A 19,077-nucleotide genomic window follows, 5' to 3' on the forward strand; every position below is an offset into this window, starting at 1 on the left:
TCGGGCTGGCATCGCGGGAAGGGGAGTTCGATGCATTCTGTCTTTCAGCGCTTGGTGGGCGTGATCATTATCGTCATCGTGCTCTGCGCAGTCGCCCTACTGATCTGGGGGGTCACTGCGACAGACGCCGAGACTGTCTGGAACCCGGTGCGGCTCACCCTCGCGGGAGCCTGGACGGTGCTCTACAACTCCGAGGTGCCTCGCGCCGGCATCTGGGGCGTTGCTCTCGCGGTCGCCCTGGCCCTTGTCGCGATCGTGGTCGCCACCGAGCGCATCGTTGCACGGCGGTACCGGCGCACCCCGCTCGGTGTGATCGAACGATCGCTCGCTCCGAAGCAGATCATGGACCGCTCTCGCGGGGTGTTCGCCGGGGAGGTGACGGTGACGGTGCTCATTCCTGCGCATAACGAAGAGGCGTCGCTGCCCGCTACACTCACCTCGCTCAAAGACCAGACGCTGCGGGCAGACCGAGTGATCGTGGTCGCCGACAACTGCACAGATGGCACTGTTGCCGTCGCGCGGCAGCTCGGAGCCGAGGTCTTCGAAACCGTGGAAAACACCCATAAGAAGGGCGGTGCGCTCAACCAGGCCCTCGCCGAATTGCTACCCGGAATGGGCGACAACGATTCAGTGCTCGTGATGGACGCCGATACCCAGCTCAGCGAGCGCTTCCTCGAAACAGCAGTGGCGCGGTTCCGCAACGACCGGGCGTTGATGGCTGTCGGCGGCCTCTTCAGCGGCGAAGAGGGTCACGGCATGCTGGGCCAGTTTCAGCGCAACGAGTACTTCCGCTACCAGCGGGAGATCTCGCGACGGGACGGTCGGGTGTTCGTACTCACCGGCACCGGAACGGTATTCCGTGCCATCGCGCTGCGCGCGGTCGCCGAGGCTCGCGGCCGTTCCATCCCGGGGGTGAACGGCGAGGTCTACGATACCTTTGCGCTGACCGAGGACAACGAGCTCACGATCGCGATCAAATCGCTCGGTGGCTTGATGACCTCACCTCGAGAGTGCATGGTCACCACCGAACTCATGCCGAATTGGCGGATGCTCTGGGCGCAGCGGTTGCGGTGGCAGCGTGGCGCCCTCGAGAACCTGGGAACCTACGGTGTTACCCCGCAGACGTTCCGCTATTGGAGCCAGCAGGTGGCGATCGGCTACGGCGTGTTCGCGCTCTTCGCCTACTTCGGGTTGATGTTCATCATGCTCACCGCGATGGACACCTGGGTGTGGTTCCCGTTCTGGCTTGGCATCGGTCTCGTGTTCATGGTGGAGCGCACCGTGACGGTGTGGCGGGGTGGCTGGCGCGCCCGCCTGCTCGCCATGCTCGTTTTTCCTGAACTGGTCTACGACTGCTTCCTCAACCTTGCCTTCCTGAAGGGCGTCTTTGAGATCTCGTCCGGCCAGAATGCGACCTGGAAGCATGTCGAGCACGCCCGCCCGGAGGCGAGCAGCGGCACTCTCCAGGCGCGCGAACCGAGGCATGAAGCCGCCGTCTCTGAACGTTCCGCTTCGGAAGGATAACGACAATGCTGCACACCGGAATCCTGTTCCCCGAAAGCATCCTCCAGAGCGACTGGTTCGGGGTCTTCGCAACCTTCGTTGCGATCAACACGCTGATCTACGTGGTGCTGGGGGTGTCGAAGCTCTTTCCGGTGATCCACTTCAGCTGGCGTCGCGGTGGCCGCAACCGCCGTGGCGAGACGCGGAGCATCTACCCCGACGCCGAGATCTGAGCGGCTACGCCCCGAAGAGGGTCATGCCCTCGGCGGGCACGAGCACCGCTGCAGCAAAGAGCCCGAACCACACCACGGCAGCGATTTGCACGCTGCGGTTGCGGAAGAGCACCATTTCCGGGCCTTCGGCGCGGCCCTTGTCGATGTCGGATGCGTAGTAGAGCACGATCGCGAGGAACGGCACCACCGAAGAGACGGTGAAGACCTGGTTGAAGCCCGCGATTTGGAAGGCCCAGAGCGAATAGCCGAGCACGAGCATCGTGCCCGACATCGCCCAGACGAACTGCAGGAACGTCACCGAATACTGGGCGAGTGTCGAGCGGGTGTAGGCCGTGGGGGCATGCTGAGCTGCCAGCAGCTCGGAGTACCGCTTCCCGGCGACCATGAAGAGCGAACCTGCCATGATCACGAGCATGAACCAGGCGCTCACCGGGATTCCGGTGGCGGCAGCACCGGCAATGCCGCGGAGACAGAAGCCAGTCGCCACGGAGAGCATGTCGACAACTTTGCGATGCTTCGCCCAGGTGACGTAGAGCGCTTGCAGTGCGAGGTAGGTGATGACGACGGCCCCGAGTCCCGCGGCACCCGTGAGGAACGGCGTGACGACGGCCCCAAGGCCGAGCACAACGGCGGTGCTCGTGGCCGTGCGGGGGGAGACCCGGCCGCTCGCGATGGGGCGGTAGCGCTTCGAGGGGTGAATGCGGTCTGACTCGCGGTCCATGAGGTCGTTCACGAGGTAGACCGTGGATGAAGCGGCGCAGAACACCACGAATCCCAGGAGGGACTGCAACAGCACTTGCGGTTCGAAGAGGCGGCCCGCCGCGAGGGGCACCGCGAACACGAGCAGATTCTTGACCCACTGCTTGGGACGCAGTGCTGGGAAGAGTGAGCGCATACACTCTATTCTCGGGGGTCGTGCGGCTGAATCGGGGCCATGCCTGCCCCGAGTCCCAGAATGGAGTCGATGTGCGCATCGCGCTGCTGTATCTGCTCTTCGCGGCAATCGCCACGGCAACGAACCTGCTCGCTCAGGCCGCAGTGGTGCGCATGCTTGACGGCACCTGGGCGGTTGCGGCGGGCGTGCTCGTCGGCACCTTGGCGGGGCTCGCAGTGAAGTATGTGCTGGATCGGCGGTACATCTTCCGATTCCGCTCCCGGAGCCTGTCCAATAATATGCGCACGGTTGTCATGTACACGCTGTTCAGTGTGGTGACGACGGTGATCTTCTGGGGGTTCGAGTTCGGGTTCGATTGGATCTTCGGCACTGAGGCGGCGCGGTACACGGGTGCAGTGATCGGGCTCGGGATCGGATACGCGGCGAAGTACCAGCTGGACCGCCGCTACACTTTCGTCGAGAGGGAGGGGTAGGCCCATGGATCTGGTCTCCTGGGGGCGTCGCGGCCGGCATCCGCATCGGGTGCTGCGGCCGGCGGATCCCGGCAGCGTTGCCAGGGCGATCACGAGCGGTCATCCTGGTCTGGCGGTCGGCCTTGAACGCAGCTACGGTGATGCGGCGCTCAATTCCGGTGGCACGGCGTGGGATCTGACCGCGCTCGACGCCTTTATCGAGTTCGATGAGGAGAAGGGCCTGCTGCGCTGCGAGGCTGGTGTCACGCTGGGCGAGATCCAGCGGGTGTTTTCTCGGCGCGGATGGATGCTCGCGGTGACACCCGGCACCCAGAACGTAACCGTGGGCGGTGCGATCGCGAACGATGTACACGGCAAGAACCACGCCGTCGCCGGCACCTTCGGCGGCCACGTCGAACGCATTGTGCTGCTGCGCACCGATGGTGAGCGCATCGTGTGCGGCCCTGACGAACGCGCCGACTTCTTCGCCGCAACCGTGGGTGGTCTCGGGCTGACAGGGGTGATCGTGGAGGCGACGATTCGCTTGGAACGGGTGGCGGGGCCGTGGCTGGAGACCCGCCGTGTGGCGTTCGGCTCGCTCTCCGAGTACTTCTCTCTGGTGAGGGAGAACACGGAGCCGTTCTCAGTGGGGTGGATCGATGTGGTCACCGATGGCGGTCGCCGCGGCATTTTCACCACTGCTCGGCCCTGCTCGGCCGAGCAGACGGCCGCGCTGCCCGCCGCTCAGCCGGAGCGCAGCCTCACCGTGCCCGTGACACCGCCGTTCTCGCTCGTGGGCCGGGCAACGCTGCCGGCGCTCAACAAGGCCTACTACTGGTGGCAGCGCTCAGGGGTCGGCACGCGGATCGAACACTACCGCGACTACGACTATCAGCTCGACGCGATCCGCGGATGGAACCGCATGTACGGGCCGCGCGGGTTCTACCAGTACCAGAGCACCATCCCGTGGGAGGGTGCTCAGGAGGCGACTTCCGAGATGCTGCACCGCATCGCCCGCTCAGGGCAGGGCTCGTTCCTGGGGGTGCTGAAGACTTTCGGTGACACCCCCTCGCCCGGCATGCTGAGCTTCCCGGCGCCAGGCGTCTGCTTCGCCCTCGATTTCCCAGACCTGGGCGAGCGCACGCTGCGGCTCTTCGCCGAGCTCGATCGCATCGTGTCCGAGGTCGGCGGTCGTCTCTATCCGGCGAAAGACGCACGCATGCCGCGCGAACTCTTCGAAGCCGGCTATCCGAGACTGCCCGAGTTTCTGCCGTTCAGGGATCCGGGTATCGAATCAGACCTCGCGAGGAGGCTTATCTCATGACCAAGCACACCACCAGTTCTGCGCTCGTCGTAGGTGCGACCTCGGTGATCGCGCAGCACATCATGCGACGCTGGGCCGACGCCGGTGCCGGTCGATTTGTGCTTGTGGGGCGCCACGCGGAACGGCTTGAGCGCGTCGCCGCCGACCTGCGGGTGCGCGGCCGTTCGCCTGAAGTGTCGATTGTCGCCCTCGACATGCTCGACCCCGAGGCGATCGCCAGGGCGGTCACCGAGGCGGCCGAGCAGGCAGACCCCGACACCGTGCTCATCGCGCACGGTGCCATGTACGATCAGCAGCGCATGCAGCAGGATCTCGTCCTCGCAAAAGACCAGCTTGAAGCGACGGGGGTGTCTCCGACGCTGTGGCTCGATGCGGCCGTGGGCCTGACCCGGGCGACACGGATCGCGGTGATCGGCTCGGTTGCAGGGGATCGCGGTCGCGCGAGCAACTTCTTGTACGGTTCGGCGAAGGGCATGGTCGAGCGGGCCGCCCAGGGCGAGCAGCACCGGCTGCACGGCACCGGCCGCCGCGTCAGCCTGGTGAAGCCGGGTCCCACTGCGACGCCGATGACGGCCCCGCTGCAGGAGTCGGGAGCCCGCCTGGCAAGCACCGATGCGGTCGCGGGGATTGTGGTGCGCGCTATCGCGGCAGGCAGGCCGGTCGTCTACGCGCCTGGCCTGTGGCGGTGGATCATGCTCGCCGTGCGGCTCGCACCACGGGCGCTGTTCGAGCGCACCTCGCTGTAGCGCGCGCCTCGCTTCGCAGCGGGTCTCGTTGCGAAGCGCACCTCGTGGTGGGGCGGGGCCTCAGTGGCGCGCCTCAAACGCGCCCCGATCCGCATCCAAAAGCACCCGCAGCATCATCAGCACCCTCAGCAACATCAGCACCCGCAGCCGGATGCGAACCGGGATCCGCCCCCGACTACACCGCGACCACCGAGGAGTCCTCATACTCCTCGGTGAGCCCGTGCGGGGTCTTCTCCCAACGGTGCGGGCTAAAGTACATCTGCCAGGCCGCCCGCCACGCCGCAACCGAGTGCAGAATCCAGTAGAGCGGGTTGAGCAGCGCAAAGACGGCGATGCGCCAGTTGTAGCGACGCCAGGCCGCAGCCCCAGCGAACATGATCATCAGCGCGTTCGATGCCAACATGTTGATCGTGCCGCCGATCACGAGCCAGTCGGGCAGATTGAGGCCGATGACGTGCACGCCCACATAGGTGATGATCGTGAAGCCGAGCACGAGCGGGTAGGCGAGGAACGCGAGCGGCGTGCCGATGATCAACGCGGTGAGCGTGATGAAACCCGGCAGCCCGTTCTGCTTCAACCACGCGACAGGGTGTCTCGCGTTGACAGCGCCCGTCATCATGTAGCCCTTGATCCAGCGGGTGCGCTGCTTCACCCAGGCGGGCACCTCGGCGCACGCTTCCTCCCAGGTGACAGAATCCACCACGCCGACCCGCCCGCCTTGCACGGCGATGCGCATGCCGAGGTCGGCGTCTTCGGTGACGTTGTAGGGATCCCAGGCGCCGAGGTTGCGCAGTTGATCGGTGACGAAGTGATTCGAGGTGCCGCCCAGGGGGATCGGCACATGCCAGTCGTCCATGCCGGGCAGCATCGAGTCGAACCAGTGCGCATACTCAACCGCGAAGAGGCGGGTCAGCACGTTGTAGTCGGCGTTGAAGTAGTTGAGTGCAGCCTGCACGCAGATCAGTGGGCGCTGCTCGTTGTTCTCGAGGCGCTGTTCCGAGCGGAAACGCTCCACAACTTGCCGCAGTTGCTGCGGCTGTGGCCGATCCTCGGCATCGTAGATCACCACGAACTCGCCCCGCGCGAACGCCAGACCGTAGTTGCAGGCGCGGGGCTTCGTCTGGGGGCCGCCGGGCGGCACGATCAGCATGCGCACATACTCTGGCGGGCGCATCGCCTTCACTGCGGCGATCGTCTCGTCATCGTCTTCTTCGAGCAGAAGCAGCACATCGAGCTTCGTCTTCGGGTAGTCGAGCGCGCCCAGATTGGTGACCAGCTTCGTGATGATGTTGGCCTCCCGGTAGGCGGGCACGAGGATCGTGTAGATCGGCAGATCATCATCCGGGATCGAGGAGACGGGCTCGGGCAAGCCTCTCACCTCACGCTGACGGTGCACCTCTGCGGCGAGGCTGCGCCGCCACACGCGGCGGAAGCTGCCGCGCACCCCGGCGAGCACTTTGAAGCCGACGTTGACGAGGAACATCGCGTTCGCGATTGCGAGCACCGTGATCGCGGTGACGAGCGGATCGAACACCGCGCCGACGACGATCACCGCAACGGCGATCACCGGCAGCGCGCGCTGCCACAAATTGAGGCCGTCTTTCGCTGAGGCCGAGTTGTCGCTGCTCGCCAGCGCCTCCGCGGCACCGAAGACGAGCGCGGCACGGCAGATCGACTGCACCACACGCACCAGATCCCAGTCGGTGGTGGTGACGAGCCGTACCTGATCGACACCGAAGCCCTCAACGATCTTCGCAGCCGCGGCCCTCTCAAGCGGGATCGTCGTGGCCACGGTCACCCAGGATGGTCCGTGCGCGGGGCGTTCAACGGCAATTGGCAGCCAGCCCCGCTCGATCCAGGTCTCTGCGGTCTCGGTGAGGATCAGCTCGGCGTCGACCTCGCCCCGTTCGTCGAGCTGCACGAGGTCGACGAAGGGGGCGCGCCACTGCTCGGCAAGTGCACGATACATCTCCATACGCTGCACAGCGCCGCTCAGAATGAGGTGGCGCCCCAGCTGTCCACCGCCCTCCCGCTGCGCGGCGAGCGCCTCCTCGAGTTGCGTCTGGGTGATGAGCCCGCGGTCGAGAAGGATTTCGCCGATGCGGCGCCGGTCACGGCCGGGCATACCGATCATGAGCCGTCCAATCGTCGGAGGATGCGAATGTCACCCTCGGAGAACACGACCTCGTACTGCGCGAGCACGGCAGGGTTTTCGAGAAGCGTCGCGTACACCTGATCGGCGACCGCGGCGCTCGACAGTGACGGCGCGTCGGCCACCGTGTAAAAGATCCAGCGCGCGTGACCGGCGGGATCGCGCAGCGCCTCGTCGAACAGGGGGCCCGTGGACCGGTTGAAGTACTCGTGCAGCGGCACGCCGATCTGCGGCAGCACCGCATTGCCGGCCGCGGATTCGTCCATCAGAATCCCGCCACCGTCGTAGTGATCACCCAGGTAGCGCGCTCCGGCATCGGTGCCGTTGCCATGTTTGATCTCAAGGTAGCCAGCACCCTCGGCGAGCACGGCGCTGCGGCCCGGGAGGTCGGTCAGCGACCAGGCCAGCTGGCCGGCGAACGCGACGATCGTCGCGACCGCGGCTGCGATCCCGAGCCTGCGAGCCCGCCGAGATCGCAGGCAGGAGTCGATCCACACCGCGCAGAGCATCGCCAACCAGGTCAGTGAGACCAGGGCGTAGCGGTTGTTCCACCAGTTCGTCGGCATCGTGTGCATATTGTTCAGGTGCGTCTGGCCGAGGTAGAGGCTGAGCAGCGAGAATGCCCAGCCAGTAGCCAGCAGCCAGACGATGAGCGCGCGGGTCTCAAGCCGGAACCGCGCGCACAGCGCGATGAGCCCGAGCGCCGCGACCGCGAGGGTGACCGCGCCGACGGTGCCGATAATGGCCCAGTGGTAGGCCCACAGCGTGAGGCCCACGGAGCCCTTGTACGCCAGAAAGCCCGACTCTGAGACAGGAGCCTGCAGTGCCGCCGCCGAGTAGGGGCCGTTCAAGAACTCCAGCGGGTTCTGGTACACCGCGAAGTTGTAGGAGACCCACCACAGCACGCCGAGCGCGGGCCACAGCGCAAAGGCCGAGGCGAGCTTCACTACGTGCTTCAGCGAGCGCTTGCGCCGCCAGGCGACGATGATCACGAACAGTGTGCCGCTCGCCACCAGCGCCCAACCCTCGTAGCGGGAGAGCACGGCACCGGCGGCGGGCGCGCCGCTGAACACCATCATCTCGCCGGCGCTCAGCTCGCGGGGCGAAAGCGCCCATGAGGCGAGCCCCGCAACCGAGGCGGTGAGGAACGCGATGAGCACGGGCTCGGTAAGCGCTGTCGTGTGCACGTAGAGCATGCTCGGGTTGGTGACGATGAGCCCGACGAGCACCAGGCGGGCGGTGCGGCCCAGGCCGATGCGCGCCGCGATCCGGTAGCTCGCCGAAGCTGTTGCGACGAGGCAGACGATGCCCAGCAGCGCCGCAGCCCAGCCTGTGGCCCACAACCAGTCGATAGCGACAAACGGCATCAGCAGCAGATTCGGCAGTGGTAGCCACACAGTGCCGAGCTGCGTGAAGCCTGGCGCCTTGCTGTCGAAGATGCGGCGTGCGATGGTGAGGTGGCTCTGCGCATCGGCGTAGGCGAATTGCATGTCGGTGCCGATGCTCCAGAACGCGGCAATGGTGCCCGCGATCAGCGCGATGGCCGCGACGATGAGGGTGCCCGGCACGCGGCGCCCGGTTGCGGGCGCGTCGAGCGCCGCCCAGGCCGCCCGAAAGCGGCCCGGCGCGGCCTCGGCCTGGATCACGAGCCGTCGCTGCGGCGCCCGGCGTCCGTTCCGGGCTCGGCCGCAGCGTCGTGAGCCGGAGCCGCCTCGGTGGCCGGAGCTGCGCTCGAAGCTGCAGCCGCAGGGGTCGCATCGGCGGGCAGCGGATCTGCGCCGGCGACCGGTTCGGTCTCGCCCGCCGCGGCGGCCTCGTCAGCAGCCTCGGCCTCAGCTTCGACCTGGCGCGTCGCCACTGCGCGGCGGCGTCGTGCGGCGGTGGCGATTCCCATGATCGCGAGCAGCAGTGCGAGGCCGCCGATTGCGACCCACGCGATCCAGGTGTAATCCTCGCGGTAGGCCTGCTGCGGAACCACGGCGTTGATGTCGAGCAGTTGGGGTGCAGCGTCGCTGTCGGACTGGAAACGCAGCACTCCGGAGAGGGTGTACCAGTCGGTGCCGGCGAGGTCGTCTGCGACGCTTACGAGCAGCGTCTCGGGGGTTTCGCCGTTGGGAGCCCACCCGCCGACGACCAGCAGATCGCGGTTGCCGGATTCGAACGACATGAGGGCGGCGTAAGGCCGATCGACGGCCACGGTCAGCTCGGTGCTGCCCGAGGGGGCGAGGGTGCGGAAGCGGTCGAGGCGCAGCGGGGTGCGCAGCGCGTTGGCCTGGTCTGGTGTAGCTCCTACGAGCAGACCGGGCTTTGTTGAGTCGATCAGTTGCTGCGCGGATTCGACGGTGATGTCGAGCTGGCGGCTCGACACCCGCTGCAGCGCGGCGATGACCGATCCGGCGGCCTGCAGTTCTGCGACGCTCGGGGTGTCCGAGCCTGTTGCGACTGCGAGGGTGCCGCCGAGAGCCTGTGGGAAGCGTTCGAAGCCGGGCGATACGGCCTGACCGCGATGGGCGGTCACCGTGCTGGCGCGGGCGTCGAGGTCGAGGCGCACTTGCGGCAGCAGTGATTCGTCGATGCAGGCGCCGCCTGCGGCAACCGCGGTCAGTCGCACGACGAGGCCGTTCGAGGCGCGCACGCTCGACGACGGGATGGTGATGGTGCGGTCGATGCGCGGATCGTCTGCGGAAATAGGCAGCGTGTCGACGAGCACATCGTTCCAGAGCACCTCTGCGGAGGCGATGGTGACGGCGTCGACGGTGCTGACAGCGCCGGTGAGGTGCAGGGTGTAGCCGTCGACAGGTCCGCCGAAGGCGTCCTGCGGCACACTGATGAAGCCGTCGGTGACGCCGTAGCCGCGCAGTGAGACGCTGGCGGTGCCGAGATCTTCGAGACTGAGGGAGAGAGCGGTGTCTGGCTCGGTGGCCGGGGCAGCAGCGAGGCCTTCGGTGTCTGCGGCGGAGGCGAGGGGGAGCCCTGCTGAGCCGAGCGCTGCCGCGGCGGCGGTGAGTGTTTCGGGGGCGCCCGATACGACGAGGCGGGGGACGCCCCGCTCGTCGGTGTCGATGCCGGTGACCGCGGCGCCGCTGCCAGCCTCGAAGGCGATGACGCGCTGGGTTACGGGGTCAACCGTGTCAGACGCCGGAGCGTCGAGCGACACCGAGGAGGCGCTGCCGAGGCGGTGCGTTGCTGCGGCCACCGCGCTCAAGCCCGCTTCGAGCAGCTGCGGATCGCCGCCGGTGACCACCTCGACCTGCTCAACCCAGGGGGAGAGGAAGGTGGCTACGGTCTCGGGCGGGGTTGCCTCGCCGGCGGTGTTGATTGCCGCGTCGGTGATGGCAAGGCGGGTGCCCTGCTCGCGCTGTTGGGTTTCGCTTGCCACCCAGCACACGAGGCCCGTGTTCCAGGGCAGCGAGAAAGAAATGTTGACGCGACCGTCGACGACGTCTTCATCGCTGAGCGCGAGGGTGATTTCTCCGTCGGCCGGGGTGACGGTGCCGAGGGATCGACGCTCGCTGCTCACCTGCACCTGGGCGGAGTCGTCGCCGGCGAGCAGTGACAGCCGGGCGGTGAACTCCTGCGGTGTGGTGCCGTCGGGCACGGCGAAGGGAAGCCAGATCGTGCCGCCGCTCGCGAGCTCGGCGCGCTCAGATCGTGACCGCGCAACCTCGGGAGCTGCTGCCGCATCGGGCGACTCTGCGGCGCTCTTGCGCTCGGCGGGATCTTCAGCCTGCGCCGGAGCTGTGGTGTCGGCGGGGTTGCTCGGCTGATCCGGAGAGATCTGCGTTTTCACGCTCGGGCCCGCAGTGGCGAAGGCCGGTGCGGCGCCGGCGCCGACGCTCGCGAGCACGAGGACTCCCGAGAGGATGGCAGCGGGTGCGCGCCGCAATCGCCTGTGGCCCGCGGTGCGAGTGGTTGAACCGAAACCCGGCGCACATGTGCTCATCGTTGGACAGCCTTCCCCCTGAAGAAACGCAACTCACCGCAATCCTACGGGTGTCGGCTTGTGAGATCAGGCCGAAGGGGTGCTCGCGGGGTACTCCGGCCTGCGCAGTAGGAGGTTTCACCCACTGGGCGCGGATTCGCACGCGGCATCGCCCGCTGCAGCGTGCCCCAGCGTGCCCACTAGAATTTCCCCATGCGCCTCGGAGTGATCGACGTCGGATCCAACACCGTCCACTTACTGGTGGTCGATGCTCACCCGGGTGCGAGCCCTGCCCCTTACCACTCGCAGCGATCGGTGCTGCGGCTGATGCGCTACCTCGACGCAGATGGCGCGATCGTGGAGGAGGGGGTGCGGCGCATCGTCGATGCGATCCGCGAGGCCGCAGACACCGTGCGCGAGATCGGTGTCGACGACATGATCGCCACCGCCACGAGTGCGATCCGCGAGGCCGCCAACGGTGAGGAAGTGCTCGCGCGCATCACCAGGGAGACCGGGGTGGTGCTGCGGGTGCTTTCGGGTGAGGACGAAGCGCGGATCACGATGCTCGCGGTGCGGCGCTGGCTCGGCTGGTCGGCGGGCGAGATTCTGCTCTTCGACATCGGTGGTGGCTCGTTCGAGATCGCGCAGGGCGCTGACGAGTATCCCGATGTGCAGGTGTCGTTGCCGCTCGGCGCGGGCCGATCCACGATCAACTTCCTGCCTGAGGATCCGCCATCGCGCGAGGCCGTTTCGCTGCTGCGGGCGCACGCCCGCGCCGAGTTCACGCGGGTGCGCGAGCAGATCTTCGCAGACCGCCCCAGGCCCAAGCGGGTGGTGGGCACCTCGAAGACGATCCGCTCACTCGCGCGACTCGTGGGCGGCCCCGCCGATCCCATCACCGGCGATCTCGCACAGTTACACTACGTCGGCCTGCGCGAGTGGGAGCCGACGCTGCGCGATATGCCGGGGTCGGTGCGCGAGTATCTGCCGGGTGTGACCCCCGAGCGTGGCTACCAGATCATGGCGGGCGCGGTGGTGCTGCGCACCGCGATGAAGGTGTTCGAGGTCGACACCCTCACCATCTCGCCGTGGGCGCTGCGTGAGGGCATCGTGCTGCGTTACATCGACGCGCTCGACGGAAGGGGCGCGGATCCCGTGTCAGAACCGGCCCCGGAGCTGGGGTGAGTGTCGTGCCGCAGGGGCCCGCGACCAGGGAGCTTGACGGAGGAGTCGACTGGACGGCCCTGCACGCCGCGGCGAACGCGGCCAAGGACGCCGCCTACGCTCCCTATTCTCGCTATCGGGTGGGTGCTGCGGCGCTCGTCGACGACGGCCGCATTGTCGCCGGCTGCAATGTGGAGAACGCCTCGTACGGGCTGACGCTGTGCGCGGAGTGCTCGCTCGTGTCGGCGCTGCACATGAGCGGGGGCGGGCACCTGGTAGCGTTCGTGTGCGTTGACGGCGACGGGGCGACGATCATGCCGTGCGGTCGCTGCCGACAGCTGCTAGCCGAGCACGCCGCCCCCGGCCTGCTGATTGAGACGGTCGCTGGTGTGCGCACCATCGACGAGGTGCTGCCGCTGGCCTTCGGGCCGCGTGATCTCGGGGCCTGACGGCCTCGAATCAATCGAGAGCGGCGATAGCGTCGCGAATCGCCTCGGCCAGCTGGCGCACCGCCGCGGAGGGCTGCTTGCCGGCGCCGTCGGCCGGAGCCGCGATGAGCAGGGAACGCACGAACGACGGATCGTCGATGGGGCGCAGCAAGACGCCCGGATGCTCTCGGGTGCTCGCGAGGCGGGGGAGGAAGCTGACGGCCATGCGAGCGGCCACCATGCCGAGCATGACTTGGAAATCATCGGTGCGGATCGCCACATCGAGAGTGTGCCCGGCCTGTGCGAAGGCGTCGATCACGATGGCGTCCATGGGGTCGTCCCAGGCAGCGGCGAAGAGCCAGCGCTCACGGCTCAGTGTGAGCAGTGCCGCGCGGTCGATGGTGGTGTGCGTCGCGAGCGGGTGCCCTTCCGGCAGTGCGAGCATAAGCGGATCGCGCAGCACCTCGGTGGTGACGATATCGGAGCGGAACGACAGTTCGTGGCCGGGCACCGAGTACACGATGGCGGCGTCGAGCTGCCTCCGGTTGACGTGCTCGACGAGCTGCGGCACCTCCTCGAGCACGGCGTCGAGTTCGATTCCGAGCTCGGTCACCTGCGCGACGATCGACGGCAGCAGTTTCGCGGCAGCGGTCGGGAACGTGCCGAAGCGCAGTCGCACGCGCCCCATCTGGGTGAGGTCGCGTGCGTCGCGCAGAGCGAGATCGGTGAGGGAGAGGATCTCCTCGCCGCGATCGAGCAGCAGCACGCCGACGGGGGTGAGTGAGCTGCCGCGCGAGGAGCGGTTGATCACTGCGGCACCGACTAGACCGTCAAGGTTCTTGAGGTGGTAGTCGACGGTCGGTTGGCTCCAGCCGAGGCGACGAGCGGCCCCGGTAACGGATCCCTCGGCGTGCACGGCTCGCAGAGCTTGGAGCTGACGCAGATCGATCATGGCATCCCACTATCCCATATCTGACGCAGGGGCACCTGCGGTACATTTGTCACATACAGGATATGTGGCTTCCGAGACGATACGGGGATTCACGATCGCGATCCGCACCCCCACCATGGAGGGATGCTCCACACCGCCGACCCCAGCCCCCTCACCGCGCTCGACACCGACACGAATGTTGCAGACCTCACTGCGGACAGCTCGCGCGCGGCCGAGCGGCAAGCGGTGCTGCGCCGGCACGCGGTAACCCCCTACGCAGACGCACTCGATCGCTACGTCGCGCGCGGCCCCATGCAGCTCATGGTGCCCGGGCACGGCGGCAACGATCACGGGCTCGCCTCCCGCCTCGCCGATTTCCTCGGCGAGCGCACCCTGCAACTCGACATCCCCATGCTCATCGATGACGTCGACCTCGGAGCCGACTCTCCCCTCGACCAGGCGCTCGCGCTCGCCGCCGAGGCTTGGGGTGCGCGCCGCACCTGGTTTCTCACCAACGGCGCCTCGCAGGCCAACCGCACCGCGGCACTCGCTGCCCGCGGTCTCGGCGAGCACATTGTCTCGCAGCGCAGCGCGCATTCGAGCTTCAGTGACGGCGTGCTCGCAGCGGGACTGATCCCCAGTTTCGTCTTTCCCACGGTCGATAACGTTCATGGCATGTCGCACGGCGTCTCCCCAGCGGCGCTCGACGCGGCCCTCACGGCAGCTGAGCGGGAGGGGCGGCCGGCTTCCGCCGTCTACATCATCTCGCCGAGCTACTTCGGATCCGTCGCCGACGTGCGCGGCCTCAGTGAGGTCGCCCACGCTCACGGTGCCCCGCTCATCGTCGACGGTGCCTGGGGGCCGCACTTCGGTTTCCACCCCGAGCTGCCGGAGTCGCCCGCGCGCCTCGGGGCCGACCTTGTCGTATCGAGCACCCACAAGCTCGCCGGCTCCCTCACCCAGTCGGCCATGCTGCACCTCGGCCACGGCCCCTTCGCCGACCGCCTCGAACCGCTCATCGAACGTGCCTTCACCATGACGGCCTCAACCTCGACCAGCGCGATCCTGCGAGCCTCCCTCGACATCGCCCGTCACTCGCTCATGACCGGCGAAGCCGAGATCGGGCGCTCCATCACCGGTGCCCGCCGTTTCCGTCAGATGCTGCGCGACGACCCCCGCTTCGGTGTCGTCAGCGACGGATTCGACAGCTTCGAAGACATCGTAGACACCGACCTGCTGCGCGTGCCCATCGATATCTCTGCGACTGGTGTCAGCGGCCACTGGCTGCGGCAGCGACTCATCGACGTCGACGGCATCCACTTCGAAATGGCCACAGCCACTTCGCTCGTCGCCGTCATCGGCGCGGGCAAGACCCCTGACTGTGAGCTCGTGCACCGCGCCCTCATCGCGGCGGTGGACTCCGAAGCAGCCGGCGTCGAGCGTGAGGCGCACGCCGCAGCGGGGTCCTTCCCCGCGCTGCCCGCGCCCGGTGCGCTGCGCATGACGCCCCGCGATGGCTTCTTCTCGCAGACCGAACTCGTCTCGGCCGCAGACGCCGTGGGGCGGGTCTCCGCAGACACGCTCGCGGCCTACCCGCCAGGCATTCCCAACCTCATTCCCGGCGAAGAAATCACTGCCGAGACGGTCGCCTTCCTACAGGCGGTCGCAGCGTCGCCGACGGGCTACGTGCGCGGCGCCGTCGACCCAGCGGTGGCCTCCTTCCGTGTCACCCGCAGCGCTTAGACTCAATCCCATCAACCGGCCGCAACGGCCCACACCGAACACAATCGACGACGACGTCTGGAGAACCCATGTCCACATCGCAGACGCTGCGCCAGCAGCTCTTCCGCGTGAAGCCCGTTCCGCGCGATGGCGGTGAGAGCGGCAGCACCCTGAAGCGCAGCATCGGGCTCTTCCAGCTCACCCTGATCGGCGTCGGCGGCACCATCGGCACCGGTATCTTCTTCATCCTCTCCGAAGCGGTGCCGATCGCCGGGCCCGCGGTGATCTGGTCGTTCATCATCGCGGCCACCGTGGCCGGCCTGTCGGCGCTGTGCTACGCAGAACTCGCGAGCAGCGTGCCGGTCTCGGGCTCCTCCTACTCCTACGCCTACAGCACCCTCGGCGAGCTGCCCGCGATGGGCGTGGCAGCGTGTCTGCTGCTTGAATACGGCGTATCGACAGCGGCCGTCGCCGTGGGCTGGTCGCAGTATGTCAATCAGCTCATGGGCAACCTCTTCGGCTTCCAGCTGCCCGCCGCGCTGTCGGCGGCCCCCGAAGAGGGCGGCATCATTAACCTGCCGGCCGTGATCCTGATCGCGATGTGTGCCTTCCTGCTGGTGCGTGGCACCTCGCACTCGGTCGTTGCGAACACCATCATGGTGCTCATCAAGATCGCCGTGCTGCTGTTCTTCGTCGCGGTGGGCATCACCGGCTGGAACGCCAACAACTTCGCCGACTTCGCGCCCTTCGGGTTCAGCGGTGTGATGACCGGTGCCGGCCTCATCTTCTTCTCATTCGTCGGCCTCGACGCCGTCGCCACCGCAGGCGACGAGGCGAAGAACCCCCGCCGCAACCTGCCGATCGCGCTGGTCGCCGCGCTCGTCGTGGTGACCACGATGTACGTGCTCGTCGCTGTCGCAGCGCTGGGCGCGCAGCCCACTTCCGAGTTCGAAGGGCAGTCGGCCGGTCTCTCGCAAATCCTGGAGAACATCATCGGGGCCACCTGGCCGGGCACGCTCGTCGCGGCGGGTGCCGTCATCTCGATCTTCAGCGTCACGCTCGTGGTGCTGTACGGCCAGACCCGCATCCTGTTCGCGATGTCTCGCGACGGTATGGCGCCCAAGATCTTCCAGAAGGTCAACCCGCGCACCATGACCCCGGTCGCCAACACCATCATCGTGTCGGTGATCGTCGCGATTCTCGCGGGCGTGCTGCCCATCAACTTCCTCGCCGAGATGACCTCGATCGGCACCCTCGCCGCCTTCACCGTCGTGTCGATCGCCGTGATGGTGCTGCGCAAGCGCGAACCCGATCTGGAGCGCAAGTTCCGCGTGCCGCTCTACCCGGTGATCCCGATCCTCTCGATCATCGGCTGCCTCTGGATCATCAAAGATCTGCGCCCCATCACCATCTTCGTCTTCCTCGGATGGACCCTCGTCGTGCTCGTATGGTGGTGGTTCACTGGCCGCAAGAACTCGGTGCTCGGTGAACAGCTCAAGACCGGCCTGATCCGCCTCGTCGGCCCCGGCCGGTACCGCGACGGCGACGCCGAGCGCGCCGCCGCCCACCTCGAGACCGGCACACTCAACATCCCCGACCTCGCCCCGGGCGATTCTGCTGCGGGTGATGATGCGGCACAGCACTCGGGCGGGTCGTCGCCCCAGGGCCGCGGAGACGAACGATGAGTGTCGTCGTCGGCGTCGCGCCGGGGCACTGCTCGCACGCCGCGGTAAGTCTCGCCGTGCTGCTCGCCCGCTCATCTGACCTGCCGCTCGTGGTCGTGGCCGTCGACGCCGCGGGCTGGCCGCCGCAGCGCCCGCTCAGCGGGGTCGACGGTGAATACCAGCGCTTCGTACGCGAACAGGCCGAAGCCGCCCTCGACGAGGCCCGGGCGCTCGTGCCCGACGACATCGACGCGAGCTACATCGTGCACGACGGGCCTAGTGCGCGGCGCGGCCTGCTCGAAGCCTGCGAGAAGCTGGGCGCGCAGCGGCTCGTCGTGGGTGCGAAAGAGACCGGCCCAGACGGCGAGGTGGTGCTCGGCTCCGTCGTCACAGGCCTGCTGCAGAGCGCGCACCTTCCGGTTGCCGTCGCACCGCACGGTTTCGAGGCCGCGCCAGGAGCCCGGCTGCAGCGTGTCACCGCCGCCTACAGCGGATCGGAGACCTCTGCCGAACTCGTGCTCGGCGCCGCAGCGATTGCGGCCCAGGCGGGGGAGGGCATCCGCATCGCGTCGTTCCACACCCGCCCGCGCGCCTTCCTCACCGCCAGGGTGGGGCGCGATGTCGAGAACGAGATCATCGAAGACTGGGAGGCGCAGATCCGCGAACACGCCGAGGCGATCCTCAGCACGATCGAGCAGTTCGAGCGGCAGCCCGCCTCGGTCGAGGTGGCCGTCGGCGCCGGCGACAGCTGGAGTGCCGCGCTGCGCTCAATCCCGTGGCTCGATACCGAGGTGCTGGTGGTCGGATCGAGCAGCCTGGGGGCGATCGCAAAGATCTCGCTCGGCTCGCACGCCGTCAAAATCGTGCGCCACTCGCCCGTGCCCGTAGTGGTGGTGCCGCGTCGCGCCACCGACGACTACGTCGCCAGGGGGCGTTCAACAGCCGCAGCCTGATGCGGGCAGTGGGCGGAGCGGGGCGCAGCCTCCCAACTCCGCTCACAGCCCGGTCGGGGAGCGTGATTCCCGCGACTTGTCCACAGATGCGGGGATGGGAGCCCGGAGCCGCTTGCGGGCCCGCATTCTGGAGCCATGACTCATTCCATGCGACCCGATGATCCCCGCCTCAACCGTCACCGCGTGTTCGCGAGCGACGCCGATCTGCACGAGCTGATCGAGTTGCTGCTGGCCCGCGCCAGCTGTCGCCAGCTGTGGTTGTTCGCCTTTGACGCAGGGCATCGGCAGACCGGGCCGCTGATGCCGATCGACGACCTCCCCGACAGCCCAGACGAACTCGTCGACACCGAAGACCTGGGGCTCGTGTCGGTTTCGCGGGTGCTTGCCGATCGCGCCGCGAAGATCTGCGATGTGCTCGATGCAGCTGCGGTAGTTCTGGTGTGGGAGCGCCGCGGCAGCGAGCGCTTCGACGCGCAAGATCTGGTGTGGGCCAGGGCGCTCGCGCACGAGGCCGCGCAGCAGGGCATCCGGCTGCGCACGCAGTTTGTGCTCTGCGACGAGGGCGTGCGGCAGCTGACACCAGACGACTACGCGTAGCGGCGGTGTGCTGGCAGCTCGATCCGCGCACCCCGGCAGCACGCCCGGCGTTCCGCGCTTGGCGTCCTGATTTGGAGTTGTGGTCGCCGATCGGGTAAAGTTATCTCTCGGTGCTGATCTCCCCGGAGTTCAGATTTCCGCCTTGGGATATGGTGTAATTGGCAACACTACGGTTTCTGGTACCGTCATTCTAGGTTCGAGTCCTGGTATCCCAGCCACTACAGCCCCGGTCTTCTGCGAAGACCGGGGCTGTTTCTGTGTGAGAGGTTCGCTCGCCCATCCCCGGTGCGGCCTGGCCCACTCGCCGCCGCGAGTCCACCCACCCACGATCCGCCCCCGATGGCTTCGAGGTCACCTGTGTGGCGCGCGTCATGAATCACGGAGGCGAGGC

General features: G+C 67.5%; 16 protein-coding genes and 1 tRNA gene. 12 read left to right on the top strand and 5 right to left on the bottom strand.

Annotated features, from left to right (window positions below; all coding sequences use genetic code 11):
* The first annotated feature begins 30 nt into the window (after positions 1-30).
* Both WFL22_RS11580 and WFL22_RS11585 read left to right on the top strand, forming a co-directional pair.
* Positions 31-1,524, top strand: a complete 1,494-nt coding sequence (locus WFL22_RS11580) for a glycosyltransferase family 2 protein (RefSeq protein ID WP_336992891.1) — start codon at positions 31-33, stop codon at positions 1,522-1,524.
* Between the two features lie 5 nt (positions 1,525-1,529).
* Positions 1,530-1,736: a hypothetical protein gene (locus WFL22_RS11585; RefSeq protein ID WP_336651735.1), complete on the top strand. Its 207-nt coding sequence runs from the start codon at positions 1,530-1,532 to the stop codon at positions 1,734-1,736.
* A gap of 4 nt (positions 1,737-1,740) precedes the next feature.
* Here the strand turns inward: WFL22_RS11585 and WFL22_RS11590 are convergent, their stop codons facing one another.
* Entirely contained in the window at positions 1,741-2,631 is an 891-nt protein-coding gene (locus WFL22_RS11590) for a decaprenyl-phosphate phosphoribosyltransferase (RefSeq protein WP_336992893.1), read from the bottom strand.
* Between WFL22_RS11590 and WFL22_RS11595 the strand changes: the two genes are divergently transcribed.
* From WFL22_RS11595 to WFL22_RS11605, 3 genes are read left to right on the top strand one after another with little or no spacing between them, the layout of a single operon-like run.
* Complete coding sequence (locus WFL22_RS11595) at positions 2,622-3,104, top strand: GtrA family protein (protein WP_336992895.1); 483 nt, start codon at positions 2,622-2,624, stop codon at positions 3,102-3,104. The two genes, WFL22_RS11590 and WFL22_RS11595, sit on opposite strands and share 10 nt — an antisense overlap.
* 4 nt (positions 3,105-3,108) lie before the next feature.
* Positions 3,109-4,407 carry an FAD-binding oxidoreductase gene (locus WFL22_RS11600; protein WP_336992897.1) on the top strand — a complete coding sequence of 433 codons (1,299 nt, stop codon included), beginning with the start codon at positions 3,109-3,111 and terminating at the stop codon, positions 4,405-4,407.
* Complete coding sequence (locus WFL22_RS11605; protein ID WP_336992899.1) at positions 4,404-5,153, top strand: SDR family NAD(P)-dependent oxidoreductase; 750 nt, start codon at positions 4,404-4,406, stop codon at positions 5,151-5,153. Before WFL22_RS11600 ends, WFL22_RS11605 begins: the two co-directional genes overlap by 4 nt.
* A gap of 175 nt (positions 5,154-5,328) precedes the next feature.
* Here the strand turns inward: WFL22_RS11605 and WFL22_RS11610 are convergent, their stop codons facing one another.
* The 3 genes from WFL22_RS11610 to WFL22_RS11620 are packed head-to-tail and all read right to left on the bottom strand — an operon-like array spanning position 5,329 to position 11,152.
* A complete protein-coding gene (locus WFL22_RS11610; protein WP_336992901.1) occupies positions 5,329-7,287 on the bottom strand; it encodes a glycosyltransferase in 1,959 nt (652 codons plus the stop codon).
* Positions 7,284-8,951 carry a hypothetical protein gene (locus tag WFL22_RS11615; protein WP_336992902.1) on the bottom strand — a complete coding sequence of 556 codons (1,668 nt, stop codon included), beginning with the start codon at positions 8,949-8,951 and terminating at the stop codon, positions 7,284-7,286. Before WFL22_RS11615 ends, WFL22_RS11610 begins: the two co-directional genes overlap by 4 nt.
* Complete coding sequence (locus WFL22_RS11620) at positions 8,948-11,152, bottom strand: cellulose biosynthesis cyclic di-GMP-binding regulatory protein BcsB (protein WP_336992904.1); 2,205 nt, start codon at positions 11,150-11,152, stop codon at positions 8,948-8,950. Before WFL22_RS11620 ends, WFL22_RS11615 begins: the two co-directional genes overlap by 4 nt.
* 288 nt (positions 11,153-11,440) lie before the next feature.
* On the opposite strand from WFL22_RS11620, the gene WFL22_RS11625 reads away from it, so the two are divergent.
* Together WFL22_RS11625 and WFL22_RS11630 are read left to right on the top strand one after the other, a co-directional pair.
* A complete protein-coding gene (locus WFL22_RS11625) occupies positions 11,441-12,412 on the top strand; it encodes a Ppx/GppA phosphatase family protein (RefSeq protein WP_336992906.1) in 972 nt (323 codons plus the stop codon).
* The gene (locus tag WFL22_RS11630; RefSeq protein ID WP_336992908.1) at positions 12,409-12,840 is read left to right on the top strand and encodes a cytidine deaminase; all 432 of its coding nucleotides are present in this window, start codon (positions 12,409-12,411) and stop codon (positions 12,838-12,840) included. Before WFL22_RS11625 ends, WFL22_RS11630 begins: the two co-directional genes overlap by 4 nt.
* Positions 12,841-12,850: 10 nt before the next feature.
* Here WFL22_RS11630 and WFL22_RS11635 read toward each other — a convergent pair whose 3' ends face one another.
* On the bottom strand, positions 12,851-13,771 hold the full coding sequence (locus WFL22_RS11635; RefSeq protein WP_336992909.1) for a LysR family transcriptional regulator: 921 nt from the start codon (positions 13,769-13,771) through the stop codon (positions 12,851-12,853).
* A 123-nt stretch (positions 13,772-13,894) separates the two neighbouring features.
* Here WFL22_RS11635 and WFL22_RS11640 point away from each other — a divergent pair, with 123 nt between their 5' ends.
* The 5 genes from WFL22_RS11640 to WFL22_RS11660 all read left to right on the top strand — a co-directional run bounded on the left by WFL22_RS11640 (position 13,895) and on the right by WFL22_RS11660 (position 18,904).
* Positions 13,895-15,493 (top strand): aminotransferase class I/II-fold pyridoxal phosphate-dependent enzyme, encoded by a 1,599-nt coding sequence (locus tag WFL22_RS11640; protein WP_336992911.1) that lies wholly within the window; start codon positions 13,895-13,897, stop codon positions 15,491-15,493.
* A gap of 68 nt (positions 15,494-15,561) precedes the next feature.
* A complete protein-coding gene (locus tag WFL22_RS11645) occupies positions 15,562-17,157 on the top strand; it encodes an amino acid permease (protein WP_336651723.1) in 1,596 nt (531 codons plus the stop codon).
* Complete coding sequence (locus tag WFL22_RS11650) at positions 17,154-18,089, top strand: universal stress protein (RefSeq protein WP_336992914.1); 936 nt, start codon at positions 17,154-17,156, stop codon at positions 18,087-18,089. Before WFL22_RS11645 ends, WFL22_RS11650 begins: the two co-directional genes overlap by 4 nt.
* A 135-nt stretch (positions 18,090-18,224) precedes the next feature.
* Positions 18,225-18,686 carry a hypothetical protein gene (locus WFL22_RS11655; protein ID WP_336992916.1) on the top strand — a complete coding sequence of 154 codons (462 nt, stop codon included), beginning with the start codon at positions 18,225-18,227 and terminating at the stop codon, positions 18,684-18,686.
* Between the two features lie 143 nt (positions 18,687-18,829).
* Positions 18,830-18,904 (top strand) — tRNA-Gln (locus WFL22_RS11660).
* Positions 18,905-19,077 lie beyond the last annotated feature (173 nt).

This window comes from Leucobacter sp. VD1 (genome assembly GCF_037150695.1).
Taxonomy (GTDB): domain Bacteria; phylum Actinomycetota; class Actinomycetes; order Actinomycetales; family Microbacteriaceae; genus Leucobacter.

What these genes read in the sequence shown, in the direction of transcription:
- WFL22_RS11645 (WP_336651723.1), top strand. Translation starts at nt 15,562, where the DNA reads ATGTCCACATCGCAGACGCTGCGCCAGCAGCTCTTCCGCGTGAAGCCC.
- WFL22_RS11580 (WP_336992891.1), top strand. Translation starts at nt 31, where the DNA reads ATGCATTCTGTCTTTCAGCGCTTGGTGGGCGTGATCATTATCGTCATC.
- WFL22_RS11635 (WP_336992909.1), bottom strand. Translation starts at nt 13,771, where the DNA reads ATGATCGATCTGCGTCAGCTCCAAGCTCTGCGAGCCGTGCACGCCGAG.
- WFL22_RS11625 (WP_336992906.1), top strand. Translation starts at nt 11,441, where the DNA reads ATGCGCCTCGGAGTGATCGACGTCGGATCCAACACCGTCCACTTACTG.
- WFL22_RS11640 (WP_336992911.1), top strand. Translation starts at nt 13,895, where the DNA reads ATGCTCCACACCGCCGACCCCAGCCCCCTCACCGCGCTCGACACCGAC.
- WFL22_RS11585 (WP_336651735.1), top strand. Translation starts at nt 1,530, where the DNA reads ATGCTGCACACCGGAATCCTGTTCCCCGAAAGCATCCTCCAGAGCGAC.
- WFL22_RS11610 (WP_336992901.1), bottom strand. Translation starts at nt 7,287, where the DNA reads ATGATCGGTATGCCCGGCCGTGACCGGCGCCGCATCGGCGAAATCCTT.
- WFL22_RS11600 (WP_336992897.1), top strand. Translation starts at nt 3,109, where the DNA reads ATGGATCTGGTCTCCTGGGGGCGTCGCGGCCGGCATCCGCATCGGGTG.
- WFL22_RS11590 (WP_336992893.1), bottom strand. Translation starts at nt 2,631, where the DNA reads ATGCGCTCACTCTTCCCAGCACTGCGTCCCAAGCAGTGGGTCAAGAAT.
- WFL22_RS11655 (WP_336992916.1), top strand. Translation starts at nt 18,225, where the DNA reads ATGACTCATTCCATGCGACCCGATGATCCCCGCCTCAACCGTCACCGC.
- WFL22_RS11605 (WP_336992899.1), top strand. Translation starts at nt 4,404, where the DNA reads ATGACCAAGCACACCACCAGTTCTGCGCTCGTCGTAGGTGCGACCTCG.
- WFL22_RS11650 (WP_336992914.1), top strand. Translation starts at nt 17,154, where the DNA reads ATGAGTGTCGTCGTCGGCGTCGCGCCGGGGCACTGCTCGCACGCCGCG.